Genomic DNA, 14,091 nt, shown 5'->3' with positions numbered 1-14,091 from the left:
TATCAGGAAATCAGGGATGACGAAGCAGAACACAACACGAGGCGGATGGCGAGCAGCGGCGATGGCCGTGCTTGGATGTGCCCTGCTGTGCTCGCCGGTGGCAGCCCAGGTCTCCAGCTATGGCGATAAGCAGATGGGCGAGAACGCAGGCGACCAGCTGCCCCAGGTGTTGGAAAAGGTTGGAGTGACACAGCGGCTGGATCAGCAGCTTCCGCTCGATGCCCAGTTTGTCGATGACACAGGTAAGAGCGTACGGCTGGGAGACTACTTCGGAAAGCGTCCAGCCATCCTGACCCTGGTCTATTACAACTGCCCAATGCTGTGCTCTGAGGAGCTCGACGGCCTTGCGGGTGCGCTCGAGATGGTGAAGCTGACGCCCGGTAAGGACTTCGACGTGATCGTCGTCTCCATCGATCCGAGTGAGACCCCGGAGCTTGCGGCGAAGAAGAAGGCGTATTACGTCAAGCGGTACGGCAGGCCGGAGACGGCGAACGGCTGGCACTTTTTGACAGGACAGCGTCCTGCGATCGACAAGCTCACCGGCGCGACTGGCTTCGGCTATGTCCGTGTTCCCGGACCGGATGGAAGGCTGACGCAGTTTGCGCATGCCAGCGCCATCGAAGTGGTGACTACGGACGGCAAGCTTGCGCAGTACTACCTCGGCGTCGAGTACTCACCGAAAGACATCCTGCTGGGATTGGTTGAGGCCTCCGGCAACAAGATTGGCTCTCCGGTCGCGAACATTCTGACCTACTGCTATCACTACGATCCGCATACGAATAAACATTCGCTGATTGTCGCGCGAGTGGTTCAGCTGGGAGGCGTGGTGACGATGGCTGGCCTGGGTGGCTTCATGTTCCTCATGTTCCGCAGGGACCTGAAGATCGGACGCGATCACGATTTGACGAAGAAAGAGAATGGATAAAGGGTAACGATGCATATCAGTCCCGTACTCTGGCAGTTTCTGGTGAAGTGGCTCACGAACTCGGCGCTCTTTCCGCGCGAGGCGTCGACGATTGCGCCTTATGCAGACGCGCTTTACTTCTTTCTTCTACTGATTACGATTGTCGGCCTCACCCTGGTGGGTGCTCTGGTATTCGGCTTCTCCATCCGCTACCGCAAGGATCGCAGTCCCGTCGCCACACAGGTGGAAGGCTCCACGCTTCTTGAAGCAACCTGGACCATCATTCCCCTGGCGCTGTTTCTCATCTGCTTTGTATGGGGAGCCCTGCTCTACTTCCGTATCTACAATCCACCCACCAACGCGATGAATATCTATGTTGTGGGCAAGCAGTGGATGTGGAAGGCGGAACATCCGGGCGGTCAGCATGAGATTAACAATCTGCACATCCCCGAGGGTGTTCCGATCCAGCTGACGATGATCTCGCAGGACGTCTTTCACAGCTTTTCGATTCCTGATTTCCGCGTGAAGCGCGAGGTCATTCCTGGCCGCTACTCGACAGTCTGGTTCCAGGCGACCACGCCCGGAACGTACCACATCTTCTGCACCCAGTACTGCGGAACCAAACACTCGGGAATGATCGGTGAGGTTACCGTCCTTACTCCGGACGAATACAAGAAGTGGACTGAAAGCTCGACCAGCGGAATGTCGCTCGCACAAAATGGAGAGCGCCTGTTCGCCAGCATGGGCTGCAATGCCTGCCATACGGGCAATGCTGCGGCTCGCGGCCCCAACCTGGCGGGTGTCTACGGTTCCAAGCTTCGGCTGGCAAGCGGATCTGAGGTTCTTGTCAACGACGCTTACATTCGGGATGCAATCCTCAACCCATCTCAGCACGTGACCGCAGGCTATGCGCCCATCATGCCGACCTACCAGGGGCAGATCAGTGAAGAGGGCCTGATCGATCTGGTGGAATATCTGAAATCCCTCAAGACCAACTACCGTGTTCAGCAGACGCTGACCACGTCAGAATCCAACCAAGCGGCGCCCATGACGCCAGGGGTGGTGAAGCCATGAGTACTACCAGTTCAACCATCGTCAACCTTCCGGATCAGAGGACGGCGACCATTCCCAAGAGGAATTACCTCAACGCGGAAGATGGTCTTCTCAGCTGGCTGCTTACAGGCGACCACAAGCGGATCGCGATGCTGTACCTGATCTCGATCACGTTCTTCTTCTTTATCGGCGGAGCCTTTGCCGGCCTCATCCGTCTGGAGCTGCTGACGCCCCAGCCCGATCTGGTCGCATCGGATACGTACAACAAGCTCTTCTCGATGCACGGCATCATCATGGTGTTCCTGTTCCTGGTTCCCTCGGTGCCGGCGACCATAGGGAACTTTGTGATCCCGATCATGATCGGTGCGAAGGACCTGGCCTTCCCGAAGATCAATCTGCTCAGTTGGTACCTGTATCTGATTGGCGGAACCCTCACGCTGGCGGCTCTGGTTCTGGGTGGCGTCGATACGGGATGGACCTTCACCACGCCGCTGTCGACCCACTATCTGAACACCCACGTGGTCACGGCAGGAATGGCGATCTTCATCGCAGGGTTCTCGTCCATCTTCACCGGACTGAACTTTATCGTCACCATTCACCGGATGCGCGCACCGGGCATGACCTGGTTCCGGATGCCGTTGTTCGTCTGGTCAAACTATGCTGCTTCGATCCTGATGGTTCTCGGAACCCCAGTTCTCGCGATCACGCTGGTCCTGGTCGTTCTCGAGCGCACGATCCACATCGGCGTCTTCGACCCGAGCCTGGGCGGCGACCCGCTGCTCTTCCAGCATCTGTTCTGGTTCTACTCACATCCGGCTGTGTACATCATGATTCTGCCGGGCATGGGCGTGATCTCGGAGATCATCTCCACCTTCAGCCGCAAGCGCGTCTTCGGATACACAGCGGTTGCGTTCTCTTCCGTAGCTATCGCCGTCTTCGGCTTCTTCGTCTGGGAGCACCACATGTTCATCATGGGTGTCTCCAACTACTCCGCACTCGTCTTCTCGCTGCTGACCATGCTGGTGGCTGTTCCCTCGGCGATCAAGGTCTTCAACTGGGCCTTTACGCTGCAGAAGGGATCGATCACCTTCGAGACCCCGATGCTCTACGCCTTCGCCTTCATCGGTCTGTTCACGATCGGCGGATTGACGGGTGTGTTCCTCGGTTCGCTGGGCATGGACATTCATCTCACGGAAACCTACTTCATCGTCGCTCACTTCCACTACGTCATGGTGGGTGGCATGTTGATGGCCTTCCTGGGCGGAATCCACTTCTGGTGGCCGAAGATGACGGGCCGCATGTATCCGGAGTCGATCTCGAAGCTCTCCGCGGTGACCAGCTTCATCGGCTTCAATCTGACCTTCCTGCCGCAGTTCATCCTCGGCTACCTCGGAATGCCTCGTCGCTACCACGCGTATCCGGCGGAGTATCAGGTCCTCAATGTGCTGTCGACGGCAGGCGCTACAGTTCTTGGTATCGGCTTCCTCATGCCGCTGATCTATCTGGGCTGGTCACTGAAGTACGGCGCGATCGCCGGCAACAATCCATGGCAGGCAACTGGTCTTGAGTGGCAGATCCAGTCGCCTCCGCTGACAGAGAACTTCATCGAGACACCGATCGTGGATTACGAGGCCTACGACTACGAGTGGCTCGCTCAAAAGACGGAACAAGAGGTGACGACCGTTGGATAACACGATCGTAGCAACACACGACATTCACGCGGAGGAGCACCACCACGTCTCGCTGCCTCAGCATCGTCATCACTTCGAGACGGAGCAGCAGCAACGGGAGGCCGGCACGTTCGGCATGTGGCTCTTCCTGCTCACCGAAATCATGTTCTTCGGTGGCCTGTTCTTCGCGTATCTGCTGTATCGCAATTGGTATAACCCTGCCTTCGTGGCGGCCTCAAACCAACTCAGCATCCCCCTCGGAACGGTGAATACGGCCGTCCTCATCACGTCCGGATTCGTTATGGCTCTGGGTGTCTGGGCTGCCGAGGTTCGTAAGAAGGGGCTCCTGGTTCTATTCCTCATCCTGACGATTGTCTCAGGCTGCGTCTTCCTTGGCGTCAAGTACGTGGAGTACAAGGAAAAGTGGGAGAAGCACCATATCCCTGGGGCAAGCTTCGACATCTCGGAGTTCGTTAATCCTCCTGTGAACCCGAAGACCGGCAAGCCGATCGAAGAGCCTCTGTCTCCGGACATGGCGCGGAAAACCCAGATCTTCTTCGTTCTCTATTTCGCAATGACGGGAATGCATGCCCTGCATATGATCATCGGGATCGCGCTGCTGTTCTGGCTTACCGCGAGGGCCAATCGAGGAGACTTTACGGCAGGATACGTCGCTCCTATCGAGAACTTTGCCTTGTACTGGCATTTCGTCGATATCGTGTGGATCTTCCTGTTCCCGTTGCTCTATCTCATCAACCGACATCCCGGCACGTAGCCGCACCGCAAGGAGAAGATCATGTCGTCTGAACACCATGACCCGTCCAATGTAACGAACCCGGAGCACGCTGAGCATCGCATCGTTCAGCCCGGGACGTACATTGCGGTGTATGTGTCCCTGCTGGTCCTCACGGGTCTGACCGTGGCTGCCGCTTTTGTCGACCTGCACATCCTGAACCCGATCCTTGCGGTTGGCATCGCCTGCATCAAGGGAACCATCGTGATCCTCTTCTTCATGCACGTGATCTTTCAGTCCAAGCTGATCAAGATGACAGTCGCTGCAGGATTCTTCACCTTCCTGATCCTGATCGGTATGACGCTGAGCGACTACGTGAGCCGCGCATGGGGTCTCTGGTAGCTGTCAAATGTTTCAAACGATAGCGCGGCCCAGCGGGCCGCGTTTTTTCTGCTCCCGCTGCCGTTTCCCTCAGTTGGGATGATTGCTGAGGATCTCCTTGCCGCCGCTCTGAATCAGCAGGTAGCTCTTCCCAGAGAGTGTGGGCAAAGCTTGGCTGGTGTCCTGCCACAGGAAGACGCGATGCGGTCCCTTCCATTCCTCATTCAGCGAAGCCTCCGTCTCAAAGATGTGGGGCGCATCCGGGAAGAAGCTCCCGTACCAGAGGTTTGAACTGCGTCCTTCCAGGATGTGGATGTCATCTCGTTCCAGGTAGAAGCCGAGCGTGCTTCCGGACTCATACTCGCCATGGATGACCACGATGTCCTGAGGTTTTAGAACGGGTGCGATCGCATCGGCAAGTTGTTTCGAGGTCAGGACCGGAGAGAAGATCTGCAGCCCGAGGTGAGCTGCAAGAAGGAACCCGAAGGTGCCAAATGCCAGCCATAGATTTGCAGCGTGCGGCCGGTAGCCCCGGCGTAACAGAAAGGACGCGACCGTTCCGATAAAAAGAAAAAATGCGGTCATGCCCAGAGGGCGCCGGAAGGCTCCCATCGCTTTCGCGTTGAGGTCAAGAAAGTGCCCGAAGGAGAGAGCGTAGTCTCCGGGATTTTTCTGCAGAAGATTTGCCAGATCGAGGTTAGGGCTCGTCGCCTCACTATGCGCGATAAAAAACAGGGCCGCTACCGTCGCCACCATGCCGGAGATGAGCAGTACCCATGAGATTTGCTGCCCCGCCGTGACGAGAGGATTGGGAACCCGAAAGCTCTCTGCCTCATCGGCTTCGCTGCTCAGCCAGCCAGCGACCAGCAGCATCATTGCGGGAAGCGCAGGCAGAACGTAGTACTCCTGCCTCGTCGAGAACGAGAAGAAGAGTATGGGGAACGCCGCCCATATTCCAAGTAGGACCAGGGTGGACTGGTGCGAATCGAGCGAGGCACGACTGAAGCCTCGGCGCCAGGGAACAGTCGCGAGAGCCTTGAAGAGAAAGGCACTCCAGGGCATCAGCCACACCAGCACCAGTCCCCAGAAGAGAAGCAACGGAACTGTATCGTAGTCTCGGGGCACTCGCAGGTTGAGATAACGCAGCAGATGCTCGTTGATGAAGTAGAACCACGTCCAGCCGTGGACGTTCCCGTCCGTAGGCTGAGGAACGATCCAGTGCCCGCCGCTGAAGCTGATCTTGCCGGGATTTCCCTGCGTCGGGTTCGCAAGGCCCGCGAGGACATGCCAGGGTACCGCGATGAGTAAAAAGATAAGCGAGCTGCCCAGCGGGTGAAGCCGACCGACCCTTGCGAAAGCTCCTCGCCACCCGCGTGTCGTGACGAGATGTACAAGAACAATCCCCACCGGGAAGACGATTCCAATAAGTCCCTTGGTCAGCACGTTCAAAGCGCAGCAGGCAGCGAAGCCGTAACACAGCAACTCGTTCGGGATCAGCTGTGCTTCGCTTAGCCAGTAGCAGAGTATCGCAAGGGTGAGCCAGAGACACACCATCACGTCTGGGATGATGATCCGCGTGAAGATGAATATTCCGAAGCTCGAGAGCAGGATCAGACCGCAATAGAGTCCGGCTCGCGTCCCCAGCCTGTCTGCTGTTGAAGTACCTGTGGAGGAATTCCGTGAGCCAAACGCTCTCCGGGCAAATACCTCCAGCGCAAACGCCAAGGCGAGCACCGTCAGAGCGAGCGGCAGTCGTGCCGCGGCTGTACTTACTCCGAATGTTTTGAAGCTGGTCGCAATCGACCAGTAAAGCAGGGGCGCCTTCTCCAGATAGCGAATGCCATTTGCATAGAGTGTGACCCAGTCGTGCCGCAGGAGCATCTCTCTCGCGACCTCGGAGTGAACGGAGTCCGCATCGTCGAGCAAGGGAGGCGCAAGCAGGGTAAAGCTTGCATAAAAGACAAACCAGAGCAGCCCGAGAATGAGCCGAGTCTGACGAGGTCCGGGTTCAGTAGAGACGTCCTGCATAGGACTGATCGGCCGCTAAAGGGTGAAGCGGTCTTTGAGATTCAGGAACAAACTCTCGAAGTAGCGAAAACTTCCCCCCGCCACAACCAGAGTACAGAAGAACGCAAGCACGGGCGTGACCGCCGGAATATAGACGGCGTGGCTGCCCACCAGCGCTGCGGCCATTCGTGCATAGAGAGCGTGCGGAAGATCGTGGAAGATATAGAACCCGTAACTTATTCTTCCCATCTTGCGCAGAGGCTTCTGCGAAAAGAGGCGGTAGAGAAGATTTCCGGGTTGCAGCGTTAAAAGGAGAATTCCTGCTGCGATTAGATCGATCAGGCTAAACCCAAAGGTCCTGATCCAGGGAGTCTCAGGTCCGGCACCGAAGCCCTGATGCAGAAAGACAGCGGCTGTGACCCATGCACCAGCCAGAAGCAGCAGTGACAGAACCAGGAGTTGCCGTGCCCTGCCGAGCATTGCCTGCGCGGCCGGTCCACGGAGAATCAGCGCCAGCATCCCTCCCAGAAGAAGAGCATCGATTCTGAACTGGGTTCCAAAGTACAGGGCATCGACTGCAATCCAGCGTTGGGGCAGCAGGAAGCTCGCAGCCAATCGTATGAAGGGCATTGCAGCAAAGACTGCGCCACACAGATACAAGAGCCGTTTGCGATCGCGAACCCAGAAGACGACGAAAGGCCATATCAGGTAGAACTGCTCTTCGACACAGAGTGACCAGAAGTGTCCAAAACTGAGGAAGATGTTGGGAAACCGGGAGTAGAGGTGCTCGAGATCCCCAACAGAAGATAGCCGGGTCGCGGGTGAAAGCAGATGGCCGAAGTTGCCCAGGTACACGGGCCATAACAGCCAATAGCTGCTCCAGGACCAGTGGAAGAATGGTGTCAGCAGCAGAACAACCAGAAAGACGCCGTAGTACAGAGGAAAGATGCGCAGCATACGGCGCACGTAAAAGTTGCGGACGCGGTGACGGGCATCGCGGGTGTCGTAAAGAATGCCCGTGATGAGAAATCCGGAGAGGACGAAGAAGATATCCACTCCAACCCAGCCCCAGTGCAGATACGCCGAGCGCCGATACAGGTAATAGTGCTCAAGGAAGACCAGAAAGGCTGCGACCGCGCGCAGGCCGTCGATCGCAGGGAAGTAAAGCCTGTTCTCTGGCGGCGGGAGCTCAAAGGATTCGTGGGAGGGAACTGGCTCTAAAAGTGCGACAGTTGAGGTGGAGTGGCCCGGGTTTCCCTCTGTCATATAGCTTCAGGCTATCGAAGGCCCTCAGGAGGGTCAACCATTTCAACAATCCCGGCACCATGCTCATCACCAGACTTTATGATGGGGTGGCGATGCTACTTCCCCAACATCCAGAATGCCGACGTGCACACGGACGTCACGGATGACCCCGGAGCTTCCCATCCTCCCGGGCCCTGCGGCCGAGCTGATCTTCGGGGACTGGTACCCGGCTCTGCGCTGCGGAGAACTGCGGGCAGGCAAGATGACCCAGGCTCTCCTGCTTGGAGTTCCGCTGGTATTGGGCCGCAAGCGTGATGGCCGACTGTTCGCCATGCGCGATCTCTGCCCGCATCGTGGGATTCCTCTCTCCGCAGGCTGGTTCGATGGCGAAAACGTTCAGTGCAAATACCACGGATGGAAGTTTGAGCCCTGCAGTGGGCAGTGCACCGAGATCCCCTCACTCACAAAATTCGAGAGCCTTGAACCTGGCAAGATCTATGCAGGTGCCTATCCATGCGAGGAGCGCGACGGCTACGCGTGGGTGTATGTCCCGGAGCCCGGCTCCGGACGTACCTTCGGTTCGCTTCCGCCGGTTCCAGAGCTTCCCAAGTTTTCCGATCGCTATCGCAGTGCGCACCTGGTCGCGGATCTCCCTTGCAACGTCGACCACGGCATCATCGGGTTGATGGATCCTGCGCACGGTCCCTTTGTGCATCAGGCGTGGTGGTGGCGCAGCCGCGCGAGCATTCACGAGAAGGAAAAGCACTTCGAGCCTATTCCACAGGGTTTCCGCATGTCTTCGCATGCTCCGAGCGCCAACTCGGCTCCCTACAAGCTGCTGGGCGTCTACGGCGAGCCCATCACGACCACGATCGACTTCGTTCTTCCCAATCGCCGTTACGAGACCATTCGCGCCGGAGCCAAATGGTTCTCAAGCCTCACGACGGTTACTCCGGTGACACCTTCCACCTGCCGCATCGATGTCATCGCCGCATGGAATGTCTTCTACAACATTCCGGGTGTGACTTCTATCGCTCGCTTCTTTGGCGCTCGATTCGTGCAACAGGATCAGCAGACCATGATCGAGCAGTCGCAGGGATTGCGATTTCATCCTGGACTTATGCTGATCGATGACGCAGACAAGCCCGCGAAGTGGTATTTCGCCCTCAAACAGGCACGTCTGAAGGGAACCGGGGAGCACCCTCTCACCGGCCCGGTGACGCTCCACTGGCGTAGCTGAGTGAGGACTCACCCCTGGTTCGAAGGGGTGAAGAAGGTGCGATAGCACGAAAGGGTTATTCGGCCTTCGATGTCCTTTATGAAATGATCCAGCCTGTTCGGTCGTCTAGGTGACATATCTCCAGAAGCTCGCTGCGGAGTGGTAATGCAGCTTCATTGATCCTCACGGCGCTTTTCTAGCGCAGCGGCCCTTCCTCAGGCTGATGTACGCCCCATCCTGAATCCACAACTAGCGTTCTTTGTTTGCAAGACCCTTTGCGGCCATGCCGCATTGGCAGTGTCTACTGTTGGTCCATCTTTGGAGTGCCTACATGTCTTCTGCTTCATTCATACGTCGTGGTTTTGCTCGGCGTTCTCTTCTTCTGGTTCTCTCTGCGTTAGCTATCTTCTCTGGTCAGGCTTTCGCAGCCTCGGCCAGCGGGCCAGTTGTGCAGTTTGCTGCCACGATCAACCGTTTCGCTGGCAACGGTACATCCGGTGATAGCGGCGACGAGGGTGCAGCGACCTCGGCGCAGTTTATATACCCTGTCAGGCCCGCTATTGATGCGGCGGGCAATATCTACGTCCCTGATCTATTTGGTAATCGTGTTCGTAAGATCGACACCAGCGGTAAGATCACGACGTTTGCTGGAAACGGAACCGCCGGCTACAGCGGAGATAACGGTCACGCTACTACGGCACAAATCGATACTCCAGAGGCTGTGGCGGTCGACGCTGCGGGCAATGTTTATATCTCGGACTTTGGCAACCAGCGTATCCGCAAGGTTGACACCAACGGTATGATCACGACGTTCGCCGGGACCGGAACGGCCGGTTTCAGCGGAGATGGTGGTCTTGCGACTGCTGCAATGCTGAAGTCTCCTTTCGGTCTCGCTGTCGATGCGAGCGGCAACGTCTATTTCGCGGACAACGGCAACCAGCGTGTCCGGAAGATCGGAACGGATGGCAAAATCACCACCGTTGCAGGCACCGGTACGACTGCATACAACAATGATGGAATCGCAGCGACCTCAGCCAATATCTGGGGACCCGTCGCTATAGCCTTGGATGCTTCTGGAAACCTCTATATTGGCGATAATGGCAATCACAGGATACGCAAAGTCTTTGCGAGCACCGGATACATCAAGACAGTGGTTGGCGATGGCACCACAGGTAGCGGCTCTGCCGGAGACAATGGGAGCGCCCTGGATGCCCAGGTCGGAAGTATCACCGATATAAAGTTCGACGCCTCGGGAAACATGTATGTTTCCGATTCCACACTTCAGCGCGTCCGCAAGATTGGCACCGGCGGCGTGATCACAGCCTTCGCGGGAAATGGCACTGCAGGCTCCTCTGGCGACGGCGGTCTTGCTCTTGCGGCATCGCTCAATAGCCCGGCTGGACTCGCGATTGATAGCAAAGGAGTCATTTACGTTGCCGATGAGTCCAACCACGTTGTACGCGCCATAAGCGGCCATCCGACGGTTGCGACACTTGCTGCAACTCCTGTCGGTCAAGGCATCACAGCCGATGTCGCCGTTGTCGTGAACCGGGATATGGTCTTCAAGTCCGTCGGCCTTGCCAGCAACAATGGCAGTGCGCAAACCCTTGATTTCAAGATCATCCCCACTGGCGGTTGTCTTACGGACGGATTCTCGGGTGTTACGGCGGGAACAGTCTGCATGTTCAGTGTCACCTTCAATCCCAATTCTCCGGGGCACCGCACGGCTCCACTGGCGTTCGTCGACACGAACAATACGCAATACACGCTGGCTCTCGCCGGGGAGGCAACCGGGGCGCAGATCGCGTACTCACCCACCTATCCGAACCCTGCGAACCTGACCCTTTCCTCCGGTCTGAATCACCCCACAGCTCTGGCCTTCGATAACTACGGCAACGGGTACATCGCCGATCAGGGACGAATTCAGGAAGCTGTTAATCTCAATGCGCTTACAACGCTCAGTACAGGCAGTATTCCAACAGAGGCGCCGACGGGACTGGCGACGGACGCTCAGGGAAATCTGTATATCGTCGATGCATACGACTCGTATGTAGTCAAAGTCACTCCCTCTCACAGGGACCTCATCAGCGGGGTCGCGTATTCTGGTACCGCGTCGCAGATTCAAGTGCCCCTCGGGGACGGCCTTAGTGGTGCATCGGGCATCGCTGCGACTGATAGAGGAGACCTGTACGTTGCCGATAAGGGAAACAGCCGTATCGTCAAGATCACAGCCGCGGGTAGTGCAAGCGCTCTAAACACGGGAAGCATTACTCTCGATAGCCCCGAGGGAGTTGCCGTTGACTCCAAAGGCAACGTCTTTATCGCTGATACCGACCATGTAGTGAAGGTTGCCGTCGATGGAACCGCATCGGTGATGAGCACGGGTGGCCTCACGCTGGGTCATGCCAAGGGAGTCGCTGTAGATCCAGTCGGAAATCTCTATATCGCCGACTCCACAAACAAGAAAATCCTCCGCATCACGACGGATGGAACTGTCTCCCTCGTCCAGACCACTGACTTCTCGATTGATCCAGTGAGTGGCATTTCCATCGTCAACAACTCGGGTAACGTGGATAGCATTGCCACCAACGGCCTCTATCTCGCTACCTCTGATTCGGACGCCAATAAGGTAACCGTGGCCGTTGTGAGCGGAGCAGCGCTCACGTTCTCCCAAACTGCGGTTGGCCATGACAGCAGTGATGGCGCCAAGACGGTTGCCGTGCAGAACGTCGGTAACGCATCGGTGACCTTCTTGACTCCTTCTACCGGAAGCAATCCAAGCTATCCTGACGGATTCCCCGGCGACGACAATGCTTCGCAGCTCTGCACAGGTGGGACTACGCTGAACACCGGAAGCTCCTGCAATGTAGCTGTGAAGTTCCACCCGACACAAGCAGGCATGCAGCAGGGTTATATTATGCTGGCGACCGATATAAGCGGCGCAGCCGGCAGTGAAGCATTTCCACAGGCCATCTTGGTCATGGGCAATGCACTCCCTGGCATGGATCACTTCCTGGTTACAGGTGCTCCGGTCAACTCCGATGCCGGAACCCCCTTCAACGTGACGGTGACGGCTGCTGACAGCAGCAACGAGGCTTTCACCTCCTACACTGGAACCGTTCATCTCAAGTCGAGCGATGCGGTCGCAGGCCTGCCGGAGGACTACACCTTTACTACCGCGGACAATGGCGTGCACACCTTCCCGGTGACGCTGAAGACCGCGGGCTCGCAGATCATCACGGTCTACGACACGGCCAACATTGAAGTGATGGGGCAGGCAACAGTACAGGTCAACGCCGGTACGCCCACCTCTATCACGGTCGTTAGTGGCGACGGGCAGTCGGTCGTCATTGGCGGCTACTTCCAGCAAGAACTCGAGGCGAAGGTACTGGATCAATACAGCAATCCGGTTCCCAATGCCACGGTCAACTTCACAGTTCCGCCTTCGGGAGCGGGAGTTACCGCGAGCTCTGGTACTCGCACGACAGAGTCTGATGGCACGGCTTACTTCTTCTCTGCCGCGAATGGCATCGCTGGAAGCTACCAGATTGTTGCCAGCGTTCAGGGAGTAGATACTCCTGCGATCTTCCATCTCACCAACACAGCCGGCACGACGACCACCGCCTTGACGGCAACGCCTTCCTCCAGTGCGACGTATGGTCAGGCAGTAACGCTGAGCGCTACTGTCACGCCGAACGCCACTTACCGGCCGGCAATCGTGCGTTCGCCGGCTCAACCCAGGGCCCCGATTACCGCTTCCATCGGCCCGGCGACCGGAAGTGTCAGCTTCTACGACGGAACCAAGCTCGTAGGAACCGCAGCGCTCGGTGGTGATCCCATCGTCGTTGGCAGCAGCCGTAGCGGCCTGCAGGCTCACTATTCAGAGCAATCGGCGGGAGTCGCTGCGACCGCAACTCTAAACATCGCAGCTCCTCTTGCGGGCGACCACAGCTACACCGCTGTGTACGCCGGTGACAGCAACTTCACCACCAGCCAGACGACGGCTCCTGTTGCCCTGACCGTTGGGCAGGCGGCAGCCACGCTGACTGGACCTGCAACGCAACCGGTCTCGGTTGGTTCCGGACAGACTGGAACCATCACCGTGAACGTTGCGGCGCAGAGCGGAGCTACCGGTCTGGCCGTTCCTACCGGAACGATCAGCTACCAGGTTGGCAGCGGAAACCCGCAGCAGGCTGCGCTGTCCAACGGTCAGGCTACGCTGCAGGTTCCCTCAACCCTGGCCATAGGAAGCTACTCGGTCCAGGCTACGTACTCGGGCGATAGCAACTATCAGCCCACGACAACAGCGACCACAATCCAGATCTCGGTCGTCAATACCGTGCCCGCGGACTTCTCGCTCACTGCGAACCCGAGCACGCTGACGGTCAAGGCTGGCGATACTGGAACGGCAACCTTCACCTTCACCCCGGTGGGTGGCTTCACCGGAACCGTAACCTTCGGCTGCGGCAGCCTACCGGTGGGAGTCACCTGCACGTTCGCTCCGGCTACGCTTACCGCAGACGGATCGAACAAGGTTCAGACCTCGCAGCTGACCATCACGACTCAGCGGCTGGTGTCGGCCAACTTCTTCCTTCCGGGAGCTCTGCTTGGCGGTCTGCTGTTCTGGCAGCGTAGAAGGTTCAATCTGCGCAAGGCGCATGTGCTGATGGTGGTTCTCGCAGCAGGAGCCATGATTGGAATGGTTGGATGCGGATCTTCGGGTCCACAGACCAATGCCACCGCGGCAAAAGTCACTGTCACGGCTCAGGCAACAGGAGGCAACGGAGGATCGTTGTCTCACACAGCTAGCTTCACCCTCAATGTCACGAACTAACTGACAGTTAGTCCGAACTGACCGCCCGGCAGAAGTCATTCTGCC

Annotated in this window: 9 protein-coding genes; 7 read left to right on the top strand and 2 right to left on the bottom strand. The window is 57.5% G+C overall.

Annotated features, from left to right (window positions below; all coding sequences use genetic code 11):
- The first annotated feature begins 16 nt into the window (after positions 1-16).
- The 5 genes from JAO29_RS18480 to JAO29_RS18460 are packed head-to-tail and all read left to right on the top strand — an operon-like array spanning position 17 to position 4,762.
- The gene (locus JAO29_RS18480) at positions 17-925 is read left to right on the top strand and encodes an SCO family protein (RefSeq protein ID WP_334269742.1); all 909 of its coding nucleotides are present in this window, start codon (positions 17-19) and stop codon (positions 923-925) included.
- A 9-nt stretch (positions 926-934) separates the two neighbouring features.
- A complete protein-coding gene (coxB, locus tag JAO29_RS18475; RefSeq protein WP_334269741.1) occupies positions 935-1,978 on the top strand; it encodes a cytochrome c oxidase subunit II in 1,044 nt (347 codons plus the stop codon).
- Complete coding sequence (locus JAO29_RS18470) at positions 1,975-3,648, top strand: cytochrome c oxidase subunit I (RefSeq protein ID WP_334269740.1); 1,674 nt, start codon at positions 1,975-1,977, stop codon at positions 3,646-3,648. The genes coxB and JAO29_RS18470 overlap by 4 nt, the downstream gene beginning before the upstream one ends.
- Entirely contained in the window at positions 3,641-4,402 is a 762-nt protein-coding gene (locus JAO29_RS18465) for a cytochrome c oxidase subunit 3 family protein (protein ID WP_334269739.1), read from the top strand. The genes JAO29_RS18470 and JAO29_RS18465 overlap by 8 nt, the downstream gene beginning before the upstream one ends.
- Positions 4,403-4,423: 21 nt before the next feature.
- The gene (locus JAO29_RS18460) at positions 4,424-4,762 is read left to right on the top strand and encodes a cytochrome C oxidase subunit IV family protein (protein WP_334269738.1); all 339 of its coding nucleotides are present in this window, start codon (positions 4,424-4,426) and stop codon (positions 4,760-4,762) included.
- A gap of 69 nt (positions 4,763-4,831) precedes the next feature.
- On the opposite strand, the gene JAO29_RS18455 is transcribed toward JAO29_RS18460, so the two are convergent.
- Together JAO29_RS18455 and JAO29_RS18450 are read right to left on the bottom strand one after the other, a co-directional pair.
- Positions 4,832-6,769 carry a phospholipid carrier-dependent glycosyltransferase gene (locus tag JAO29_RS18455; protein WP_334269737.1) on the bottom strand — a complete coding sequence of 646 codons (1,938 nt, stop codon included), beginning with the start codon at positions 6,767-6,769 and terminating at the stop codon, positions 4,832-4,834.
- 15 nt (positions 6,770-6,784) lie between these two features.
- Complete coding sequence (locus JAO29_RS18450; protein ID WP_334269736.1) at positions 6,785-8,014, bottom strand: acyltransferase family protein; 1,230 nt, start codon at positions 8,012-8,014, stop codon at positions 6,785-6,787.
- Between the two features lie 142 nt (positions 8,015-8,156).
- Between JAO29_RS18450 and JAO29_RS18445 the strand changes: the two genes are divergently transcribed.
- Entirely contained in the window at positions 8,157-9,233 is a 1,077-nt protein-coding gene (locus tag JAO29_RS18445) for a Rieske 2Fe-2S domain-containing protein (protein ID WP_334269735.1), read from the top strand.
- 310 nt (positions 9,234-9,543) lie between these two features.
- Positions 9,544-14,046 (top strand): NHL domain-containing protein, encoded by a 4,503-nt coding sequence (locus JAO29_RS18440; RefSeq protein WP_334269734.1) that lies wholly within the window; start codon positions 9,544-9,546, stop codon positions 14,044-14,046.
- The last annotated feature ends 45 nt before the right edge of the window (positions 14,047-14,091 follow it).

The sequence above is a fragment of the Edaphobacter sp. HDX4 genome (assembly GCF_036877565.1).
GTDB lineage: Bacteria > Acidobacteriota > Terriglobia > Terriglobales > Acidobacteriaceae > Edaphobacter.
This window is presented reverse-complemented; position numbering and strand designations above follow the sequence as displayed.

Coding starts and splice junctions, on each gene's coding strand:
- JAO29_RS18455 (WP_334269737.1), bottom strand. CDS start 6,769: ATGCAGGACGTCTCTACTGAACCCGGACCTCGTCAGACTCGGCTCATT.
- coxB (WP_334269741.1), top strand. CDS start 935: ATGCATATCAGTCCCGTACTCTGGCAGTTTCTGGTGAAGTGGCTCACG.
- JAO29_RS18460 (WP_334269738.1), top strand. CDS start 4,424: ATGTCGTCTGAACACCATGACCCGTCCAATGTAACGAACCCGGAGCAC.
- JAO29_RS18470 (WP_334269740.1), top strand. CDS start 1,975: ATGAGTACTACCAGTTCAACCATCGTCAACCTTCCGGATCAGAGGACG.
- JAO29_RS18440 (WP_334269734.1), top strand. CDS start 9,544: ATGTCTTCTGCTTCATTCATACGTCGTGGTTTTGCTCGGCGTTCTCTT.
- JAO29_RS18445 (WP_334269735.1), top strand. CDS start 8,157: ATGACCCCGGAGCTTCCCATCCTCCCGGGCCCTGCGGCCGAGCTGATC.
- JAO29_RS18480 (WP_334269742.1), top strand. CDS start 17: ATGACGAAGCAGAACACAACACGAGGCGGATGGCGAGCAGCGGCGATG.
- JAO29_RS18450 (WP_334269736.1), bottom strand. CDS start 8,014: ATGACAGAGGGAAACCCGGGCCACTCCACCTCAACTGTCGCACTTTTA.